Genomic DNA, 20,245 nt, shown 5'->3' on the forward strand with positions numbered 1-20,245 from the left:
AATTTGCCCTATTGAAATGCGAAGCCACGGCAAATTCCGTTACTTTTTACGTATGCGTGTACAGTAACCCTCTTTTATTAATACCCGTATACGTAAAAAGTAATCCTTGTTTTGTCTTGCCAGAACGGTGCAGATTTTGTATACTTATAACACATTTAAATTCAATACAATGAGTATAAAAAGATTGACTAATACCAATAAAGGAGTTACAACGATGGAAGAATTTTACAAAGCAATCGAAGACAAGATCAAAGCTTCCGGCTATCCGGGCGAGGTAAACGGCGAGGATATCTACAACGACATCTGCGATCAGATGGAGGAAAAAGAAAATGGAACCTACCTGTTTCTCTCCAAAAAAGACAATGGCGTCGTATTTGAATACAAGGTAGACATTCTGGATGAGTCCTTCAATCTCTCCTATGTTCATATTACCGCAAATAACGACACATTTCATATTGATTTTGACAATTAATAGACAATCTTTTCTTGGACATCCCTGTATTTTTGACATACAGGGATATTTTTTTAAGGATTTTTTTGGAAAATGTGAGCATTGCGCCCTTTATAGAGGTCTGTTATAATTATCATTGTTAAAAGATTGACGAAATTATAAACTGCACACAGGGTTGTGTGCCAATCCATGAAGGAGGGCTAAATATGAAAATCCAGAACATTTCCGATGTAAACACATTTTTTAAAGTAATTGATTCCTGCAAAGGAACCGTCGAACTGGTTTCCCCGGAGGGCGACCGCATCAACCTGAAATCCAAGCTGTCCCAGTATCTGTCGATGGCAAATATTTTTTCCAATGGCTATATCAAAGAGCTGGAGCTGGTTGCTTATGAGAAAGAGGACTTAGACCGACTGATTAAATTTATGTATCAGGGAGAGTAAGCTCTCTTCTAAGGTGTACACGGTATGTACCTTGCCGTTGTATAAAAAAATGTTTGAATGATACGATAGAAACTGTATAAAAAAGCTTCCTGGCTGCATGGCAGATTGGCTCTGCTTCACAGGAAGCTTTTTTCCGTTTTATGAATCTAAGTCAAACCGTTTCTCATACTTCACGCAGTAAACACGCAAACCTTCTAAACAGCTACGCTTCTATCCGCGCCAGCTCTTGAAAGACTTTTTCAATTTCTTCCCGCGACGCCCGGAATGTTCCCTGCACCATCTGGGTGCTCCCGCCGCCGCGTCCCTGCAGACGGGCGTTTAATTCTTTTCCGAATGCACGCATATCACGGCCGAGGCTTCCGGCTGTGTAGTTATAACCTGACGCATCATCGCCAGAGCACACCAGCACGGTCTCTCCTTTTTCCTGTTCCAATAGCAGATTTGCAAACTGACGCACCAGAACTGGCGTCATGCCCTGCTCAAATACAGTCAGCGCTTTCTGCCCCTGCGGATAGACGTCTGCCTGCATGGTGAGAATGCGCTGCCAGAGGCGGTTGATCTCACCGTCCTTGCGCCCGCTCTCCTCTTTCAGATGGCTGACCGCCTCCGCCGCCTTCTCCGGTTTTGCAGAAAGCAGGTTAGAGATCGTCTGCATCTGCTCCGTCTTCGCCTCAAAATTCTCCAGCGCACGGTCACCACAGAGCATGGAGAAACGCACGCCGCCCTTGTAATTCATCAGGGAAAGCACCTTGATCACGCCGATCTCTCCCGTGTAATCCACGTGTGTGCCGCAACAGGCACAGATATCCGCCCCCGGAATCTCTACGATGCGGACCTGACCGGTCAGCTCTTTCTTGCTGCGGTAATCGATGGTTTTCAATTCCTCCTCACCCGGATATGTTACCTGTACCGGAAGATTCGCCCAGACAACCGCATTTGCCTTCTTCTCGATTTCCTTTAACTGTTCCCAGTTAAGCGGACCATTCAGATCGACCGTCACTTCATCGTGTCCCATATGAAATCCGACATTATCATATCCGTATGCGGCATGAATCAGCCCCGATATGATATGTTCTCCCGTATGTTGCTGCATGTTGGAAAAACGCTGTTCCCAGTCGATGGCCGCGTGAACGGTGCTTCCCACCTCCAGCAGCGCGTCCGTCTCATGAACAACCACGCCATGTTTCTCCTCCACATGTGTCACGTGCACTTCCCCGATCCGTCCGGTGTCCGACGGCTGTCCGCCGCCCTCCGGGTAAAATCCGGTCTGGGAAAGTTCCACCTCAAATCCGTGCTTTGCCGGACGGCAGGCGGTGACGATGGCATCAAATTCTTTTACATACGGTGTCTGATAATATAACGGTTCCATTTTCATTCCTCTTTTCATTTCGTTGTACAATGTTCTGTGACAAATCGTTATGGATAAACATCCATGTCGATCCGCCCGGTTATCTCGGTTATCTCGATTATTTCAACAAAAAATTTATAGTAAAATATTTCCGTCCTAATTTTCCTGATTTATGGAAACTGTGGCAAGCTGCCCCTCATATGATGAAGTGTATAGAAAATCTCGGAGGACATAACCATGAGTGATTTAGCGGCTACCAACTGCGGTTGCGGATGTGATAACAACGGAGGAAGCTGCGGCTGTAATTGTGGCTGTGGATGCGGCGGTTTCGGCAACAACAACTGTCTCTTCCTGATTCTGATTCTGCTGTGCTGCGGCGGATGTGGCGGCGGATGCTTTGACCACGGATGCGGCGGCAACAACTGCGACTGCCTGATCTGGATCCTGCTTCTGTGCTGCTGCTGTGGCGGCGGTGGCTTTGGCTGCTGATAAACATCCAACCATATCCAGCATATCTTTTGAGAATGCATCCATGTACATTTTAATACCGCAGATTTAACACCATCACATCTTATTTGCGCGTCAACTGATAAATCAATGCATTGCAGATCGCGGCGGCTACATTGCTGCCGCCTTTTCTGCCTCTTGCCACAATATAAGGAGTGTCCGGCAGGGATATAATCAATTCCTTGGACGGCACGACATTGACAAAGCCGACCGGCACGCCGATGATGAGCTTCGGGTGGATTTTTCCCTCCTGAATCAACTCGTACAGACGCACCAGCGCGGTCGGTGCATTCCCAACTGCAAAAATACAGTCTTTTCCCATTTCTGCCGCCTTGTCCATGCTGGCAACCGCACGGGTGGTCCCGGACGCTGCCGCCTTCTTCGCGACATCCTCGTCCGCCATAAAACAGTAGACCTCGCCGCCCAGCGACGCAAGCGCGCGCTTGTTGATGCCGGATTTTCCCATATTCGTATCAGTCACGATGCACGCCCCATTTTTCAGGGCTTCCAACGCCTTATCGACTGCGCCCGGTGAAAATACAAGCGAATCTGCGTACTCAAAGTCGGCTGTCGTGTGAATCACGCGTTTCACAATTGGTGCTTCTTTCTCCGGAAATGTCCGTTCCCCCAGCTCCTCGGTGATAATCTCAAAACTTCTCGCCTCGATCTCCGACGGCAATACCTGACTGAGTTCTTTCATTTTCTCATCCATCTATCTACACTCCCTCTTCCAGAATCCGGTAAATTGCTTCCATATCCAAGTACTTCCGCATCGTGTCTGCCAGCCGGTTGTACTGCTCTTCCCGGTATTTCTCATAATCAAACGATAATCCGCCGACTTCCGGCTCCATTCCTTTTTCTTTCATCAGCGCACAGACAATCGTCTCCGCCACCTCTGCCTTGTCAAAAATGCCGTGGACGTAAGTGCCGTAAAGGTTGTCCCGGCAGCAGCCATCCTGTTTTTCAGTGTGGTTTCCCGCCTGTTCTTCCCTGAGTTTCAATAAACTATGATTTACGGCTTTTTCCTGCTCCTTGATCACGTTCTTAACAATATCACCGCCGACCGATGATGTCTCTCCCATATGTATTTCATATCCTTCCGCCTCCATCCCCGAAAGCCCGGAAAAGATACCGCTGACCGTCCCGAAACATCCCTTGACCTGTGTCCTGGTCTTTTCTTCCTGAAACTGTGTCTGTAACGGCAGAAGTCCCATACCGGAGATCGTACGCCCAGGCACACCCGCCTCGGTTCCTTCCTGATCTGACAGCGTCTGTCCCATCATCTGATAGCCGCCGCAGATGCCCCAGATCGGCGTTCCTCCGGCTGCTTTCTTTAAAACTGCCGCTTCCAGACCATTCTGCCGCATCCAGAGCAGATCCTCGATCGTATTCTTCGTTCCCGGAAGAACAATCAGATCCGGTCGTCCCAGCTCAGACAGGCGGCTCACATAACGCACCGAAACGCCGGGGATCGGGTCAAAGACGTTCAGATCAGTGAAATTGGATAAACGCGGAAAGCGGATGGCTGCAATGTCGATCCATGCCTCTACATGTTTTTCAGATGACTCGTTTTCCTGTTTAAGGGTATTATTCCGCCCTGTGGATGAAAGGCGGCTGCTTAAGCTATCCTCGTCCTCGATATCCACGTCCATGTACGGAACAACGCCGACCACCGGAATCTTGCATAATTTCTCGATCATCTCAACACCTGGATCCAGGATCGTCTTATCGCCGCGGAATTTGTTGATGATAAGCCCCTTTACCATCGCCTGTTCATCCGGTTCCAGAAGCGCTACCGTTCCATAGAGCTGTGCAAACACACCGCCCCGGTCGATGTCCCCGGCAAGCAGCACCGGCGCACCCGCCATGCGCGCCATTCCCATGTTCACGATATCATCCGATTTTAAGTTGATCTCCGCCGGGCTGCCGGCGCCCTCAATCACGATGATATCGTACTGTTCGGACAAGTGCTGAAACGCTTTCTTGATTTCCGGGATTAGCTGCTTTTTATACTTGAAATATTCCTTCGCGGGCATTGTGCCGATCGGGACACCGCGCACGATCACCTGAGAACCGACATCGCTGGATGGCTTTAAGAGAATCGGATTCATGTCCACCGATGGCTCACAGCCCGCCGCCTGCGCCTGCACTACCTGTGCACGTCCCATTTCCAATCCCTCGCTGGTAATATAGGAGTTCAGCGCCATATTCTGCGATTTAAACGGCGCCACGCGATAGCCGTCCTGCTTGAAAATCCGGCAGAGTCCCGCCGCCAGCAGGCTTTTTCCCGCATTGGACATCGTTCCCTGTATCATGATTGCTTTTGCCACGGTGAAATCCTCCTTATTTTTGAGTGTCTTACCAAATAATGGTTGCTCAAAGCTATTTAATTCGAAGCTATTTTGTGCTTAACCGAAACTATTTTTCTGCCATTTGTCCTTTCAAATGACAGAGGCTATTTTATGGGTTCGTGTAACTGTTCAGTACCTTCACAGTCACGCGCAATAATCCATTAAAAATTGCCTACGGCAATGGGATTTTTGCCTGCTGGCCCATGTTTTCGTACGGTCAGCGCAGTAAATGCGCAGACCTACTGAACAGTTACGGGTTCGTTTTATATTACAAATTCACATTGTGTTTTTCTTCAGATTGTACCTCTTTCAAAATATTTATCAACCTTTCATTTTCTCCCCGGTTCCGCACCGCCACCCGGTAATAATGACGGTTCAGCCCCTCAAAATTCTCACAGGCGCGAATCAAAATGCCATGCTCTAAACAACCCTGTTTGTAATCGCGCGAATCCTCATCCGGCGAACGGAACAACAGATAATTTGTCTGGGACGGATAAACGATAAATCCCAGTTCTTCCAGTTTTTCCGCCAGCCGCGGACGTTCCGTCTGCAAAGATTTAACCGTCCATTCCAGCAGATTTCCTTCTGAATGATCCGCCAGTACCGCAAATGCCGCCACCCCGCCCGCCTGTGCCGGAGCCGAGACACTCCACGGCTGGCGGAACTTCTCGAGGCGTTCCCGGAGTCCGGCATTGGAGATGATGCCATAGCCCAGGCGAAGGCCTGCCATTGAGCAGATTTTGGTCAAGGCATTTAAGAGGATAACGTGATCTCCAACACCATTTAACAAATTTCCAACAAACGAACATTCTCTCCGTGTATCCAAAAACCACTGAAAACACTCGTCCAGCATAAGCCAGGTATGTGTTTCCCGGCAGACCTGTGCCAACCTTTCCAGCTCGGTGGCTGAAATGGCGCGCCCTGTCGGGTTATTGGGATTTCCGAGAATCAAAATTTTTTCCCAGACGTTTTCACGTTTAGAGGATAAAGTTGGGACCGAATCTATCTTCGATGCATCCCCGGAGCCATCGCAAAGCATGGCATACAATTCTTCCCTCGCACTCTCCAGGGAAAATCCATTTTCATCCTTTAAATGAAGCCACCGGATCTCGCAGCCGCACATCCGAAGCGCCTGCTCATACTCCGAAAATCCCGGTGCCAGCAAAATCGCCTGTTTGGGCCGAATCGCTGAGACAACTGCATATAAAATATCCGAAGCACCGTTTCCAAACACGAGCCAGTCCTCCGGAATCGGCGTGCCGTCTGCCTCATAAAAAGCAGCCGCTGCACGCCGCTGCTTCCGGCATAAAGCATCCGGATATTGTTCCCAAGCAGCCGCCGATGCCATCACAGCATCACGGACAGCCTGCGGCATTCCAAGACGATTTGTATTGACTGAAAAATCTAACTCTACGGCTGCATCACCGTAAATATCGCCGCCGTGCGTGTATGGCATAGATGCTTCCTCCCTGTTGTTCCCTCTTTTTTGTGTATTCTTTATCTGGTTACTCTTTCCTTCGTTCTGTTTTTGATATTTTTATCTGTTTGATTGTTTCATTATTTGGATTTTTTTCCTTTTTTATATTCTTCTTTGTTAAAATTCCCTTATCAAAACAAAATCACGGCCCGCATCACCAATGCCAGAAGTCCCATGATTCCCGCCGCTCCATACATCAGGCGGTTGACCCGGCGGATGTCCTGCGGTTCAATCGGGTGTATCTCATCACCGATATATGGCTTCGGAACTAACTTGCCGAAATACCAGGCATCGCCCGCCAGTCGCAAGCCCAGCGCGCCGGCGCATGCCGACTCGGTCTGCGCGGAATTGGGGCTTTTGTGGTTCCGGCGATCACGCCGCCAGATACGGTAAGCATTCTTTCCGTCATATCGTAAAAGGTATGCAGAGACTATCAATAAAAGCGCTGCCAGACGCGACGGAATCAGGTTTACCAGATCGTCCAGTTTTGCTGCCGCGCGTCCAAAATGCAGATATCTGTCATTTTTATATCCGACCATCGAATCCATCGTGTTGACTGCCTTGTACAGCCAGCCAAGAAGCGGACCTCCGATCGCCAGATAAAACAAAGGCGCAATCACTCCATCCGACGCATTTTCCGCTACCGTCTCAACTGCCGCCCGTGCGATCCCCGCCTCTGAAAGAGGTTTCGTATCGCGCCCGACAATCATCGACACTGCATAGCGGGCTTCCTCGATCTCTCCCGCCTCCAGCTTCCGGCAGACCGCCATGCTCTCATCCCGCAGGGAGCGCGCCGCCAGCAGATAGTAAGTCATGACCGCCTCGACTACTGTCTGAATCCAGATGCCGCCCAGACGGGAAATCCAGAGGATTGCGCCTGCCACACTGCCTGTCACAAGCAGCACCAGACACACAAAAAGAACGCCCGCGCGGCGTTCCCCCCGTTCCGTTGCATGCTTTTTTCCAGCTGGACGCAAATATTTTTCCAGCCACACAATCAGATTTCCGATCGCCCGGACCGGATGCGGCATCGAATGCGGATCACCCAGGCACAGATCCAGAAGATAACCTGCCAGAATCGCAGCTAAGTGATATCCGACCATTCTACCTTCTATCATTCCTGTCAATACTTTACTGATTGCTGTCATTTTGTCTACTCCCAACTATTCTTTTATTTGATCCGCATTCCCAGACCGCAGATAACCCGGTGCACTTCCTCCGAATATGCGGCGATCCGCTGGCAAATGCGCCCGTCTGTCTCCCGATAATCGCGCTCAAATGCTTCCATCGGCACAATGCCGCAGCCGATTTCATCCGCCGTCACGAATGCATCCGGATTTTCCTGCATCAGGCGTTCTGCAAACACGTATGGATCGCGCCCAGCTTCCATCTCACGCCTCACAAACAGTTCAAAATGCGTGATCAGATCCGCCTGCATGATCGTCTGTTCGTCCGTTTCTAATCTCCCGTCCGCGATGCGTGCCGTAACTCTACACGCTTCTGGATTTTTCGATCGATTCAGAACGGTGGATAAGTCTTTTGTTTTCCTCCGTTCCAAAGTACGTTTTTCCCACAATTTCATCGCATACGCTGTCTTTCCTTGTTCCCTGCCGCCAATTATAAAAATCATTCTGGTTTTCCTCGCTTAAAAATTCAAAAATCGCAGGCACGTACCTGCCAGCCGCATCGCCGCCAGCACCAGCACCACATTCCGCTCGCAGCTCTGCAGAAAATGCCCTGCCAGATCGCCGTTGATGCCGCCAAATTCCCGCATGGAAAAACGATAATAACAAACGAAAGTCGCAAGTGCTGTTAAGGCTGCCAGAGCGCCGCGCAGATGTCCCCAGTAAATCATCCAGCTGATCGCCAACACTGCTAAAACTGCCATACTCACGCGAACAACCTTTGTCTCGGCACTTCTGGAAAATTCAGCGGCAAGCCCGTCCTTTTTCGCCTTTGGAAATGCCACCACCGAATAGCCGCTGCAGGCGCGTTCCAGCATAAGCGCCCCCGGCAGCAGCCACACATCTGCTCCCACAAGCTCAGAAACTGCCCCCGCATAGAGAAGCAGGTACAGCCCCAGACCGATGATCGCAAACGCCCCCGTATGTGGATCTTTTAAAATCGCCAGCTTTTTTTCCCGCTCGCCGTAGGAATGGCGCGCATCCGTCACATCGAGATACCCGTCCATATGGATTCCACCAGTAATCAATAGTGGAACCGCCGTCAACAGGCAGGTCCGGAACAAAACTCCAGCACCCAAAATTTCACAGAGCGCAAACGCGGCTATCTCTACCACCCCGATCACCGCCCCGATCAGCGGGAAAAAACAGAGCGCATAGCGCATCCGCTCTTCCGTCCAGTCCATGCGCGGCATCGGAATGCGTGAATACATGGAAAATGCAATGACAAAACTTCCTATCAGATTCAATCTTCGATCCCCCTGACTCTATTCTGGCAACCATAACTTTAGCAGGCATTCCGCTCTGTTCCACTCACTGACTACCCTACATCTTTTGTCCTTTCATCGGCTGCAAAAACAGGTGTTGACACCGCAATCGGAATTCCATACACCACTTCCGTCACCGAATCCGCCATCTGTCCCAGTTCCCGGTTGATCCGTCCCAGAAGCTCTATGTACCGCTCCGATTCCAGATCATACGTCACACCGTCCGAAAAGATCTCATTCGTTACAATGATAAGGTCATGGCACTGGTTTTGCAAGTGTTTTATTCCTTGCAGAATCCGCTCTTGCGCACCATTTTCCTGAGCATAAAATTCATTGAGGACAAGGTTGGACATACATTCAAGGAGAAGCACTGGTTTTTGTGCCACTCGGCAGGACTCCCAGCGCTTCAAACTATCGTTTTCCTGTTCAGCGTCCAAACCAGCCGAATTGGACTCTTCGAATCTCTCCTCTAATTCTAATGTTTCTAACCCCGTATACCGCTCAATCGTCTCAAACCCTTTTGCCGCGCGCATCCGCCGATGGCGCTCCACCCGTTTTCTGCCTTCATCATCCCAAATCCGCATCGTCGCCAGATACCAGAGTGTCCCACCGTTCCTGTTCCGGCACTGCACGGCAGTCTGTTCGGCATATTCAGACTTACCGCTGCCACTGCCGCCTGTAACTATATATAACATCGTTCATTTATCCTCTTTTTCACCGAATTGCAGCAGTTTCCATGCTTTAAAAACATACGCAAAAAATGTTTTAATCCGTATATCTCATCACACCAGCGGCTTATATTCCTCTATTTCCATCTCCGCAAACGTATCCATATCCCGGTAAATGGACAGCGCCATATCCAGCAGTGGAAACAGCGCCAGCGCCCCTGTACCTTCTCCGAGTCGAAGTCCCGCCTGGATAGCCGGAGTTACTCCTATCAAATCAAGCAGCCAGATAGACGCCGGTTCCGCCGATACATGGGCTGCCAGCATATAGTCCTTCGCTGCCGGTGCAATTCTTCCAGCAGCTGCCGCCGCAGCTGCCGCGATAACCCCGTCAATCACAACCGGAACATGATAGATGGCACCGCCCAAAAAAGCACCTGCCATCGCCGCCAGATCGAATCCGCCTACCTTTTGCAATACCTCCATGCCATCCATGGGATCCGGGTGATGCAGTCCGATTCCACGCCGGATTGCCTCCGTTTTCCGTTTCAATCCAGCCGAATCTAAACCCGCCCCAGCTCCAGTGACAAGTTCTGGATCCTTTTGCAGCAGAACCGATGCGACCGCACTGCTGGTCGTCGTATTGCCGATCCCCATTTCACCCACTGCAGACAAGCGGTACCCCTGCTCCTTCAGCACACGCACTGCATCGATTCCCGTCAAAATGGCTGTCAACACCTCCTGGCGCGTCATCGCTGCTGCTTTTGTAAAATTGGAAGTTCCACGGCGGATTTTCCGTTCCGTTAGGGGATGAAGTTCTCCCCGATGTTCTACCTCACAGGCAATTCCCATATCGATCGGAAACACATCTGTCTCTGCCTTTTCTGCCATCAGGCAGGAACAGCTCCTCCCGCGTGTCATATTCGAAACAACTGCCGCCGTAACCTCCTGCCCGGTCTGTGATACTCCTTCTTCGACTACCCCATTATCTGCGCAAAAAATTAAAAGCGCACGCTTGGAGAAGTCTGGCACTTCCTCCCCCTGCGCTGCCGCCGCCCGCACAATATCTTCCTCCAGGACTCCCAGACTGCCAAGCGGTTTTGCCACATGCCCCCAATGCTTTTCTGCCTGCTCCCGGATTGTCTTGTCCGCTGGTACAATCTGTTTCTTAAGCTGGTCAAACCGTATTTCCAGCTCTTTTTCCGAAAAATGCCGAAAATCTTCCAGGGATTCCAATGTCTTCATATTCTCCTGCTGCATCTATATGTTCCTCCCGTTTTCATTTCCGGCCTTTTCCATGGGTCCGTGAACGGGCGTACCCTTTCAGTCTATCGTTTACCGGTTCAAAATTCCGCCTATGATTGTACCATTGACCGGAACAATACGCAAATACAAATTTGTTCTCACACCGAAAGCATGAAAAAGAATGTGCCTTGGCACATCCTTTTTCAAACCCATCTTATAAAATTCCATTTCACGTATCCATACAAAACATACAATCTTAGGAAACGCAATCACTTAATCCTCACGCAACCCCTTTCAACATCCACTCATACGCATCATACGCCGTCCGCAGGGAAATCTCGGCAGTCTCTAGTTCTGCTTTTTTCTGCAGATAAGACGCCTCACCCTGTAAATACGTTGCTTTATTAATCGCACCGGACTGATACTTAATCTGGGTGGCGCCGTATGTTTTTTCGGCAGACTGGTAGGCTGCCTGCGCCGCGTCACGTTCTAGGCTTAATGCCGCTATCTCAGCGTACTGCTCATCCGCTGAGGCGCTTGCGGCGCTCTCGGCTTCCTCGATCTGCTGGTGGCGCAGCTGGCGCGCCGCATCTCCGGTTGCGGAGGATCGTCTAGCTGATTTGACACTGGAATTTGCAATGACAGCTGCCGCGCGGTCCGCATCCAGATTCATAGAAGCCAGTTCCGTTGCCGATACGGCTGGAATTTCCCCCAGCGTAATAGAAGTTCCGCTCTTTCCAAGTAAAATGGCAAGCTGGCGCAGCGCCTTATTTGCCTGATCGGTCGTGGATTGTAATGCTGTCTGGGCGCTTAGCAGGTTTTTCTGAGCCTGCAGCAGATCCGTCTCCGTGCAAAGCCCCGCTGCCAGTTCCCGCTCTTTGCGATCTGCCTGCGCCTGATAGTTCTCTGCCGTCTTGGCAGCCGCCTCCACCTCGTCCTGAAGCTGCCGGCAGGTGCCCCACTGGATCTGTGCGGTCTTTACGACCTGCCAGACCGTCCGGTTTCTGGACGCACGGCTTGACGCCGAATTTAAGGAAGTGAGCGACTTTTTATACTGCTTCGCTGCCATCGACAGCGTTTGTGCATTTCGCTCATAGGTGCCGATCAGTGCCTCATCTCCGCCCGCATCTTCGAGCTCATCTGCTTTATAGTTCATATCCCGGGCACCGGAAATCATCGCATCGTAGGCTTCCTGGTAGACGGCAAGGCTGTCCTGATAACTGTAATCGGCGCTGACAGCCGTTCCATTGCCGCGCCGCACCAGCGCCTCCAGTTCCCCGTACTCTATCACAGAATCCGCGAGCTGTTCCTCCGTATAGGAGCCGGACTGGCTGGCGATCGTGTTGTCTGCGCTGTTTTCGGTTATGGTGCCATCTTCCAGCGCCGGACCATCTGCCTCGCTGTCTGAATCACTTTCTGTGCCGGAAATCAAAGGCGTTTTCGCCGCCTGCGCCGGGCTCGATACAAGAATACAAGCCGCCAGGGCAATTCCGATCGAACGACTCAATCTGCTTTTTCCGATTCGTTTCACATTATAACCGTCCAGATGCACATCCAAAGCACTTGCACCGCTTCGGTCTCTTTCTTGCCCCTTGCGCATCTTTTGCTCTGTCCCAGCTTCCGCGTTCATCCATTTTCCTTTCAGATTTCGCATCATCCGCCCACCCCTTTCTACTGCGTGGATGCCAGGCCGCCCACCGCCCACTGGTAGGCGAGCTGCGCCTGGAGAAGCGACATCGCTGCCGTCTCTTTTGCCATGGATGCCGATTCATAGGAATAGGTTGCGCTCTGGTATGCGTTCTGGCTGATAAGTCCGGCTGCCAGCTTGCGGTCGTTGGTCTGTTTCGTCTTTTCTTCTAATTCAAGGCTGCGTTTTGCCTGTTCATACTGTGCCTCAGACAGCTTCAGATTCTGATAAGCCGACTGGACATTCGACTTGACTGCCTCCTTTCCGCTGGTCAGAGTTGTCTGGTACTGCTCTTTAAGGGTGCTTGTCATCGCATTGTTGACCTGACGTGCCAGAATCTTTAACTGATAATTATTTTCCTGTGCTTTCGCAATGTCCTCTTCGAGGTTGACCGATGCACTCATCTGTTCCTGCGGGTCCGGTAATGCACCGATTTCTACTGATGCGCCATATTTCCATCCAAGCATCTGGCACAGGGATTCCTTCGTCGATGCAATATTGCTCTCCGCCGTCGTGATGGACGCCTGCGCCTTTAAAAGAGTCTCCTTGGCATCCAGCACATCCGTCTGGGTCGCGCTTCCGGATGAAAGCTTTAAATTTGCCGTCTCATAGTCTTTTTCTGCCTTGGACACCTGGTTCTGCACACTCTTTAAGTTTTCCTGGGCATTCCAGTACTGGATCATCAGGTTCTGCGCCTGCTGTACCAACGATTTCTCGGTCTGCGTATACCCCCACGCCTTAACATTCGCATCATCGACGTTATTATCGCCCTGCTCGCGCATCTGGGTCGCGGAAGCCTCGCTTCTCTGTGCTGCTGCCAGTGCGGAACCATAATTCGCATCATCTGAATCCGGGTACTCGATACTGCTCTCGATCTCATCTGCCGCGTCATAATATTCCTGCGCGATCTCATTGCTGTCTTTGCCCTGATAATCCTTGTACTCGATCTGGTTCTTCTCCACCGTGCTGTTGTACTCATGGATCAAGTCAGCAATCTCATCAAACTCGAGCTTATCATCCTGCAGCGAAGCCCATTTTTCTGTGGAATATGCAAATTGCGGGCTGGCTGCCAATGCCTGAACCGGCACACCTGCCGCCAGGAAAAGCCCCAGTGAGCAGGCTACTGCACCGGCCGCCATCCGATGCTTCAGACATATTTTTTTATTTCGATTCATGTATGTCACTCCATTCCGATATATCTGATTTTAACAATTATCCTATTCTGTTTCCAATTAATCTATGTCCGGTATCTCTTCCTTCGGTTTCCGGCTCAGCAGTGCGTAATATACTGGAACCATGAAGAGCGCGACAATCACACCTGCGCTCAGACCGCCGATATCTACGATCGCCAGACCCTGTGTCGTGGAACCGCTGCTTCCGATTGCCAGTGCCATCGGAATCATCGAGAGGATGGTTGTCATACTTGTCATCAGAATCGGTCGGATACGGGTCGCACCTGCCTCGATGAGCGCTGTCCGCAGATCCATCGTGGAGCGATACTGGTTGACCGTATCCACGTAGAGAATACCGTTATTTACAACAGTTCCGACCAGAATCAGGAAGCCAAGCAGGGACGTCATACTGATGCTGACGCCGGTCAGCTTCAGTAATCCGAAGGAACCAACCAAACTGAACGGGATGGTCGTCATAACCATGATGGAAAACTTCACAGACTCAAACTGTGCCGCCATGACAACGAATACCAGGAATACTGCAATCGCAATCGCGCGGTACAGGGAGCTGAACTCACTCTTCATCATACGGTCACGGCTGTTCTGCCCAATGCTGATTGTACCGCTTAAGTTCGGAGTAATTACCTCACTGTTGATTTGCTGCTGTACATTATCACCGGTGTAATCGGCAGAGATTGTGATCTCATATGCACCGTCGGTTCTGGAAATCGAAGCCGGACTGTCCTCAAATACGACATTTGCCACATCGGTCAGTGCCACCTTCTGTCCGTTTGTTCCCGTCAAAATAATATCTTTTATGTTATCAACTGTCTCGTACTCGCCCTCCGGATACTCAACCGTTACCGTAATGTCCTCGCCGTCAATTTTAAGTGTCGTCGCGTCGATACCGCTCAACATCTGGTTGATCGTCGTTCCGATACTGGAAGCCGTGAGTCCATACGCCTTTGCCATGACCGGATCAATCTTCAGGGTAATGATCGGTGCATTATTCTCAATACTGGAATGGATGTTGATGACATCCGTTCTTGCTGTCATTTCCTTGACAATCTTATCACTAACTTCTTTTAATTCATCATACTGCGTGCCGTGAAGAATCACTTCATAGCCGCGCTGTCTTCCCATGAAGCTCATGGAAGTCGATGCCGATACGTCGATCGTACAGTTTGCAATGTTATCCATCTCTTTCTGCCACTGATCGGCTACATCGTCTGTTTTCATGGTACGGTCATCTTTCAGATAGGCACTGATCTCGCCGCTGTCTCCGTTGTAACGCAGCATGTACGAATCAACCTGGTCGCTCGCGGAAACAATCGCCTCCGCTTCTGCCAGCGCTTCCTCGATCTTTTCCTGTTTCAGCCCCGGACGCGTCTCTATGCTGACGCTGACCGTACCGGTATCATCCGATGTCATCAGCTCCGTCTGCATTCCGCTCGCCAGAATTACCGTCAGTACAAGTACCAGAACCGAAAATCCCATAACCATCGCCTTGTGGTTTAACAGACGGTCCATGATGCCGCGGTACCATTTCTGTAAACGTTCAATCGGACGTCCCATCAGGGCGCGCTTCGCCTCGCTCGGTTTGTAGAACAAATAGCACAGTGGAACCACCGTCATCGCAGAAAGCAGGGACGCCGACATACAGAACACGATCGTGAATCCCAGCGGTTTGAACATCTGTCCGGTCATACCGTTTAAGAATGCCAGCGGCAGGAATACGACACAGGTCGTGATCGTCGAACCGATGATCGAGTTGATGACAATGCCGGTTCCGTGAAGCGCTGCCGAAAAATAGCCAAGCGCCCCCTTGTCTTCCTGCTCCGCCGTTGCACGGAAACAGCTCTCCAGTACAACGATCGAGTTATCGACCATCATGCCGACGCCGAGTACCAGCGCACTCATCGTGATAACGTTCAACGAAAATCCTGCCATCGTGATCGCAATCAAGGACATCAAAATCGAAGTCGGAATGGAACTTCCGACGATCAAGGACGCCTTATAATCGCCAAAGAACAGGAAAATGATGAGCATGGAGATGATAACCGCCAGAACCATTGTCTCTGCTACGTCTTTTAAGGAATCAAGAATCGTGTCAGATGTATCATTTGCAACCGTGATCGTCAGATCCGAATCATCTGCCATCAATTCTTCAATTTTCTCTTTTACAGCCGAGGACACTTCCATATCTGTGCTGTCCTGCTGCTTCTGAATCGAAATGGAGATCGTCTCCTGACCGTTGTAACGGGAAATGCCGCCCCGGTCTTTCGTTGCCTCATACACATTTGCCACATCCGACAGAGAAATAATCTGTCCTGCCGGCGTCTTGATTGGAATATCCTGCAGCTCATTTACCTGTTCTGTTTTTAAGGAGGTAGTAACGGAAAGCTCCAGGTTTCCGGCATCTGCCTCACCCGACGGGGATGCCACGTTTGCATCGCTGATCGCACTCGCAACATCCTGCATGGTCAGATTGTACTGATCCATTTTTTCAGACTGTAATTCAATGCTGACATACTTAGAAGAACCGCCTCGCGTCTCAATGTTTGCAATTGAAGAAATTCGCTCTAATTCAGGTACTATCTTCTGATCCACATAATCGTAGAGGTTTGTCTGCGTCTTATGTGCAATCGAAAGCATCATGCTGTCTCCTTGATTGGAGTTCATCGACATAACGCTCGGTTCCACATCATCCGGCAGCTCCCGCTGGATATTGTCCAGTTTCTGCTTTAAGTTGTCATACGCCTCATCCATATCGGTGCCGTAATCGTACTGAAGCATGACCATCGAACGTCCATCGCTCGATGTGGAGGAAATCGTGTCCACGCCCTCTAGCGTGCCGATCGCATCCTCGATCGGTTCGGTTACCAGCTCGCTGATATCCTCCGGTCCTGCGCCTGAATAATTTGCCATGATAATCAGCATCGGCGTCTCCATATCCGGCATCTGCTCCAGCTTTGCCGAAAAGACCGATGAAATACCGAATACAACCAGACACAACAGAGCCATGACAGTAGTAACCGGATGTTTCAGGATATATTTCGTTACTCCCATGTCTTACATTCCTCCCGTCCTACTGTTTCTGTCCATTTTTTGCATCGTTCGGAGCACCTGCACCACCCGCAGGCTGATCGTTTCCGCCATCTGCCGGAGCGCCCGCTTTCTGTCCATTTTCAGAGCCTGCCGGGGCATCGGCTTTCTGGTTTCCAGCTTCATCCGCTGCTGCCGCATCTGTTTCTTCACCCTTTAAGTTAACAGTTGAACCCTCATAAAGCTGGGAACTCCATGTACTGATGACGAGATCATCTGCCGTCAGCCCCGACTTGATCTCCGCCAGCTCTGTATTATAAAGCCCCACTTCGACTTCCACTTTATGTACCGTTCCGTCCTGGTAAACATAGACATTTCCAACGCCGTTATCATAGTAGATTGCATCTACCGGCACGGTCATGACATTCTCTGCACGCTCAGAAGTTACTGTTACCTTGACAGTACTTCCCGTTGAAAGGCTGTTCGCCTCCGGCAGCTCTGCCTTTATCTTAAACAGACCGTTGCTCTCGTCCGCCATGCTGCTGACATCGGTAATCACACCATCATAAGTTGTTCCATCTTTTACAATCGTCATCGCGTCGCCCTGGTTTAAGTTGCTCATAACACGCTCGGATACGAAGAACGATACCCGTTTATCTCCCTCACCGGAGATAACGCAGAGCTGCGCCTGCTGGTTGACATGATCATATACATCAATATCCATCGTCTCAATCTTGCCGGAGATCGGTGCGGTCACGGAACTGTATTCCACCTGACGGTCGTAGTTTAATTTTGCCGATTCATAATTTAACTGTGCCGTCTTCGCCTGGTTCTGGTACTGCTCCCATTCCTGATCAGAAATATCTCCTCCCTGATAAAGAAGCTGCATACGGCTTAAATTGCTCTGTGCCTCGGTCAGGTTAACAGAGGCGGAGTCCATCGCATTTTTCGCCGTCTCAACCTGTTCGGTATTGATCGTACAGAGAAGCTGACCCGCTGTTACCATATCACCGACGCTGACGTTGACACCCGTCACATCGCCGGATGCCTTCGCATAGACATAGACAACGTCCGATGCCTCGACAGTACCGGATGTGCTGGTTGTCCGCTCGATCGTTCCGATCTTTGGATTCTCAGCCGCAACCGTCGCCACATTGTCCATCTGCGTGTCCTGCATGCCGCCCGGACCTCCCGGACCGCCGCCTGGACCTCCTTTGCTGCCGCCCTTGAAGCGCATAAAAAGCGCCGTAAGTACGATCAGCACCACCACCGCGATGATGGCTGTTTTCTTTTTATTCTGCTTTGCCGCTTCCATCAGAGAAGATAGTTTACTCATTTCGCATATTCCTTTCTGGTTTTTCCTAATTGTCCCTAGTATAACATCCCATTTTTAAACGAGTTTCAACTACATATAAACTGAATGTAAACGAACCATGAAAAAAATGTGTTGCACCGTTCACAATCAGTTTAAACTTATGTGGTATACTATGAGTACTTATGATATTACATCTTTTTAATTGAATTATAGGGAGGATTTACGGATATGTTTCACATTCTCGTGGTAGAAGATGATGCGAAACTGCGTTCCCTGTTCTGCACGGTACTCACCAACAATGGTTATCTGGCGCTTCCGGCAGAAAGCGGCGAAAAAGCATTATCTCTTTTAGATTCTGAATATGTAGATCTCATTATTTCGGATATTATGATGCCCGGAATGGACGGATATGAACTGATTGAGCACCTGCGGACGAGTGGATTTACGATGCCGATCCTGATTATCACCGCCAAAGAGCGCTTCGAAGACAAGCAGCGCGGCTTTCAGGCAGGCACGGATGACTACATGGTGAAGCCAATCGATGTCAATGAGATGGTTCTGCGGGTTGGCGCCCTGCTCAAACGCGCCAAGATCGCGACGGAGCATCGGATTGTCTGCCAAAATACGATGCTCGACTACGATGCACTGACGGTCACGGTCAACGGGCAGGAGACGCTTCTGCCGCAGAAAGAATTTTATCTTCTATATAAATTACTTTCTTATCCAAATAAGATTTTCACGAGGCAGCAGCTCATGGACGAAATCTGGGGGCTTGACTCGACAACCGACGAACGGACGGTCGATGTGCATGTCAACCGGCTGCGCGAACGGTTTAAAAACTGCGATGATTTTATCATCATGACCGTGCGGGGTCTCGGCTATAAGGCGGTGAAAACAGAAGCATGATCAGCAAGAACTTTACCAAATATTTCCAGATTCCACTCTACTGGCTGACCCTCCTGGTCTTTTTCTTCCTGGTGTCCTCGTTGATACCGATGCTGACCGGATATTTTGTCTCGCTGCTCACAAGCGGAACAGATAAACACGAAGTTTTTCGGATTTTCGGTCCGAATTTTCCGCGTCTGATGTCATTTTTGAGCAGCCTTGCGTTCAGTATCGCGCTGTCGCTGTTCCTCTGGTCGAAAATCCTCTGCCCGATCGGTTCCATCAGCCTTGCCGCTAAGCAGGTAGCAGACGGAGACTTTTCTGTTCATGTGCCAAATTCGAAGTCTTTGCAGGCGATCTGTGAACTAACCGACAATTTTAACCGTATGGTGCAGGAGTTAAACAGCATCGAATCGCTGCGAAATGATTTCGTGACCACGGTTTCCCATGAGTTCAAGACACCGCTCGCCGCCATCGAGGGCTATGCGACATTGCTGCAGGATCCATCTCTCTCAGAGGCGGACCGGAATGAATACACGCGTATCATCATCGACAGCACGCGCCAGCTCACCACGATGACCGGCAACATTCTTCTGCTTTCCCGCCTGGAAAAGCAGGAGATCGTGACTGGCCGCACGACGTTCAGCCTCGACGAACAAATCCGGCAGGCGATTCTTCTGCTGGAACCGCTCTGGGAGAAAAAGCATCTGAATCTCGACATTGATTTGACGGCGTGCAAATTTTACGGCAACTGTGAGATGCTGCAGCAGGTCTGGATCAATCTCCTGCAAAATGCCATCAAATTCACCCCGGCTGGCGGTATGCTTTCTGCCAAACTCGTTATCACAGGAGATAAGGTGCGTGTCTCCATCCGCGATACCGGCGTCGGCATGGATGACGCCACGATGAAACGGATCTTTGAAAAATTTTACAGCAGGAACTCGGATCCCAATGAAAAGGGCAACGGGCTGGGACTTTCCATCACGAAACGGATCATCGACCTGATGCACGGTACCATCGAGGTATCCAGCCAGGTGGACGAGGGTAGCTGCTTTACAGTGATTCTGCCACTTGAAAAAGCATAGAATCTCATCGGCAAAACATATTGTACCCGACAATCATCAGAGAAATGGCGATGCTGACCCATAGAAAATTCTTTGGGAAAATGAGCACCAGGGTCATGCCAAATCCCATTGAAAAAAGGA

At 50.3% G+C, this 20,245-nt stretch carries 18 protein-coding genes; 5 read left to right on the top strand and 13 right to left on the bottom strand.

From position 1 onward, the window contains the following. The first annotated feature begins 214 nt into the window (after nucleotides 1–214). Together DW720_RS04935 and DW720_RS04940 are read left to right on the top strand one after the other, a co-directional pair. Nucleotides 215–472, top strand: a complete 258-nt coding sequence (locus DW720_RS04935) for a hypothetical protein (protein WP_022359554.1) — start codon at nucleotides 215–217, stop codon at nucleotides 470–472. A gap of 185 nt (nucleotides 473–657) precedes the next feature. Beyond that, nucleotides 658–894 carry a hypothetical protein gene (locus DW720_RS04940; RefSeq protein ID WP_022359553.1) on the top strand — a complete coding sequence of 79 codons (237 nt, stop codon included), beginning with the start codon at nucleotides 658–660 and terminating at the stop codon, nucleotides 892–894. 202 nt (nucleotides 895–1,096) lie between these two features. On the opposite strand, the gene DW720_RS04945 is transcribed toward DW720_RS04940, so the two are convergent. Next, complete coding sequence (locus DW720_RS04945; RefSeq protein ID WP_118749307.1) at nucleotides 1,097–2,263, bottom strand: alanyl-tRNA editing protein; 1,167 nt, start codon at nucleotides 2,261–2,263, stop codon at nucleotides 1,097–1,099. A gap of 216 nt (nucleotides 2,264–2,479) precedes the next feature. Here DW720_RS04945 and DW720_RS04950 point away from each other — a divergent pair, with 216 nt between their 5' ends. Next, nucleotides 2,480–2,731 (top strand): hypothetical protein, encoded by a 252-nt coding sequence (locus DW720_RS04950; RefSeq protein ID WP_022359551.1) that lies wholly within the window; start codon nucleotides 2,480–2,482, stop codon nucleotides 2,729–2,731. 82 nt (nucleotides 2,732–2,813) lie between these two features. Here DW720_RS04950 and DW720_RS04955 read toward each other — a convergent pair whose 3' ends face one another. From DW720_RS04955 to DW720_RS05010, 12 genes are all read right to left on the bottom strand, one after another. Beyond that, nucleotides 2,814–3,449 (bottom strand): precorrin-8X methylmutase, encoded by a 636-nt coding sequence (locus tag DW720_RS04955; RefSeq protein ID WP_107000405.1) that lies wholly within the window; start codon nucleotides 3,447–3,449, stop codon nucleotides 2,814–2,816. 16 nt (nucleotides 3,450–3,465) lie between these two features. Continuing rightward, nucleotides 3,466–5,079 (bottom strand): cobyric acid synthase, encoded by a 1,614-nt coding sequence (locus DW720_RS04960; protein WP_106999939.1) that lies wholly within the window; start codon nucleotides 5,077–5,079, stop codon nucleotides 3,466–3,468. A gap of 289 nt (nucleotides 5,080–5,368) precedes the next feature. Continuing rightward, on the bottom strand, nucleotides 5,369–6,556 hold the full coding sequence (locus DW720_RS04965; protein ID WP_118749308.1) for an aminotransferase class I/II-fold pyridoxal phosphate-dependent enzyme: 1,188 nt from the start codon (nucleotides 6,554–6,556) through the stop codon (nucleotides 5,369–5,371). A gap of 152 nt (nucleotides 6,557–6,708) precedes the next feature. Beyond that, nucleotides 6,709–7,725, bottom strand: a complete 1,017-nt coding sequence (gene cbiB / locus DW720_RS04970; protein WP_243099700.1) for an adenosylcobinamide-phosphate synthase CbiB — start codon at nucleotides 7,723–7,725, stop codon at nucleotides 6,709–6,711. A 23-nt stretch (nucleotides 7,726–7,748) separates the two neighbouring features. Next, complete coding sequence (locus DW720_RS04975) at nucleotides 7,749–8,207, bottom strand: bifunctional adenosylcobinamide kinase/adenosylcobinamide-phosphate guanylyltransferase (RefSeq protein WP_118472659.1); 459 nt, start codon at nucleotides 8,205–8,207, stop codon at nucleotides 7,749–7,751. Between the two features lie 15 nt (nucleotides 8,208–8,222). After that, nucleotides 8,223–9,008, bottom strand: coding sequence for an adenosylcobinamide-GDP ribazoletransferase (locus tag DW720_RS04980; RefSeq protein ID WP_118749310.1), 786 nt, complete (start codon nucleotides 9,006–9,008; stop codon nucleotides 8,223–8,225). Nucleotides 9,009–9,079: 71 nt separating this feature from the next. Then, nucleotides 9,080–9,721: a bifunctional adenosylcobinamide kinase/adenosylcobinamide-phosphate guanylyltransferase gene (locus tag DW720_RS04985; protein WP_118749311.1), complete on the bottom strand. Its 642-nt coding sequence runs from the start codon at nucleotides 9,719–9,721 to the stop codon at nucleotides 9,080–9,082. A gap of 87 nt (nucleotides 9,722–9,808) precedes the next feature. Further along, nucleotides 9,809–10,951, bottom strand: a complete 1,143-nt coding sequence (gene cobT, locus DW720_RS04990) for a nicotinate-nucleotide--dimethylbenzimidazole phosphoribosyltransferase (RefSeq protein WP_118749312.1) — start codon at nucleotides 10,949–10,951, stop codon at nucleotides 9,809–9,811. A gap of 265 nt (nucleotides 10,952–11,216) precedes the next feature. Then, nucleotides 11,217–12,593 carry a TolC family protein gene (locus tag DW720_RS04995; RefSeq protein ID WP_118749313.1) on the bottom strand — a complete coding sequence of 459 codons (1,377 nt, stop codon included), beginning with the start codon at nucleotides 12,591–12,593 and terminating at the stop codon, nucleotides 11,217–11,219. Between the two features lie 14 nt (nucleotides 12,594–12,607). After that, complete coding sequence (locus tag DW720_RS05000; RefSeq protein ID WP_243099701.1) at nucleotides 12,608–13,798, bottom strand: TolC family protein; 1,191 nt, start codon at nucleotides 13,796–13,798, stop codon at nucleotides 12,608–12,610. 57 nt (nucleotides 13,799–13,855) lie between these two features. Next, entirely contained in the window at nucleotides 13,856–16,864 is a 3,009-nt protein-coding gene (locus DW720_RS05005; protein WP_118749314.1) for an efflux RND transporter permease subunit, read from the bottom strand. A 19-nt stretch (nucleotides 16,865–16,883) separates the two neighbouring features. Then, a complete protein-coding gene (locus DW720_RS05010) occupies nucleotides 16,884–18,176 on the bottom strand; it encodes an efflux RND transporter periplasmic adaptor subunit (RefSeq protein WP_243099702.1) in 1,293 nt (430 codons plus the stop codon). A 207-nt stretch (nucleotides 18,177–18,383) separates the two neighbouring features. On the opposite strand from DW720_RS05010, the gene DW720_RS05015 reads away from it, so the two are divergent. After that, on the top strand, nucleotides 18,384–19,061 hold the full coding sequence (locus DW720_RS05015) for a response regulator transcription factor (protein ID WP_118749315.1): 678 nt from the start codon (nucleotides 18,384–18,386) through the stop codon (nucleotides 19,059–19,061). After that, entirely contained in the window at nucleotides 19,058–20,125 is a 1,068-nt protein-coding gene (locus tag DW720_RS05020; protein ID WP_022360262.1) for a HAMP domain-containing sensor histidine kinase, read from the top strand. The genes DW720_RS05015 and DW720_RS05020 overlap by 4 nt, the downstream gene beginning before the upstream one ends. The last annotated feature ends 120 nt before the right edge of the window (nucleotides 20,126–20,245 follow it).

It is taken from the genome of Clostridium sp. AM27-28, from assembly GCF_003480955.1.
Classification (GTDB): Bacteria; Bacillota; Clostridia; order Lachnospirales; family Lachnospiraceae; genus Otoolea; species Otoolea fessa.

Bases quoted from the DNA above. Each gene is read 5' to 3' on its own strand.
- cobT (WP_118749312.1), bottom strand. From the start codon at position 10,951: ATGCAGCAGGAGAATATGAAGACATTGGAATCCCTGGAAGATTTTCGG.
- DW720_RS04940 (WP_022359553.1), top strand. From the start codon at position 658: ATGAAAATCCAGAACATTTCCGATGTAAACACATTTTTTAAAGTAATT.
- DW720_RS04975 (WP_118472659.1), bottom strand. From the start codon at position 8,207: ATGATTTTTATAATTGGCGGCAGGGAACAAGGAAAGACAGCGTATGCG.
- DW720_RS04935 (WP_022359554.1), top strand. From the start codon at position 215: ATGGAAGAATTTTACAAAGCAATCGAAGACAAGATCAAAGCTTCCGGC.
- DW720_RS04985 (WP_118749311.1), bottom strand. From the start codon at position 9,721: ATGTTATATATAGTTACAGGCGGCAGTGGCAGCGGTAAGTCTGAATAT.
- DW720_RS05015 (WP_118749315.1), top strand. From the start codon at position 18,384: ATGTTTCACATTCTCGTGGTAGAAGATGATGCGAAACTGCGTTCCCTG.
- DW720_RS05000 (WP_243099701.1), bottom strand. From the start codon at position 13,798: ATGAATCGAAATAAAAAAATATGTCTGAAGCATCGGATGGCGGCCGGT.
- DW720_RS04950 (WP_022359551.1), top strand. From the start codon at position 2,480: ATGAGTGATTTAGCGGCTACCAACTGCGGTTGCGGATGTGATAACAAC.
- DW720_RS05005 (WP_118749314.1), bottom strand. From the start codon at position 16,864: ATGGGAGTAACGAAATATATCCTGAAACATCCGGTTACTACTGTCATG.
- DW720_RS04995 (WP_118749313.1), bottom strand. From the start codon at position 12,593: ATGATGCGAAATCTGAAAGGAAAATGGATGAACGCGGAAGCTGGGACA.
- DW720_RS05010 (WP_243099702.1), bottom strand. From the start codon at position 18,176: ATGAGTAAACTATCTTCTCTGATGGAAGCGGCAAAGCAGAATAAAAAG.
- DW720_RS04965 (WP_118749308.1), bottom strand. From the start codon at position 6,556: ATGCCATACACGCACGGCGGCGATATTTACGGTGATGCAGCCGTAGAG.
- DW720_RS04955 (WP_107000405.1), bottom strand. From the start codon at position 3,449: ATGAAAGAACTCAGTCAGGTATTGCCGTCGGAGATCGAGGCGAGAAGT.
- cbiB (WP_243099700.1), bottom strand. From the start codon at position 7,725: ATGACAGCAATCAGTAAAGTATTGACAGGAATGATAGAAGGTAGAATG.
- DW720_RS04945 (WP_118749307.1), bottom strand. From the start codon at position 2,263: ATGGAACCGTTATATTATCAGACACCGTATGTAAAAGAATTTGATGCC.
- DW720_RS05020 (WP_022360262.1), top strand. From the start codon at position 19,058: ATGATCAGCAAGAACTTTACCAAATATTTCCAGATTCCACTCTACTGG.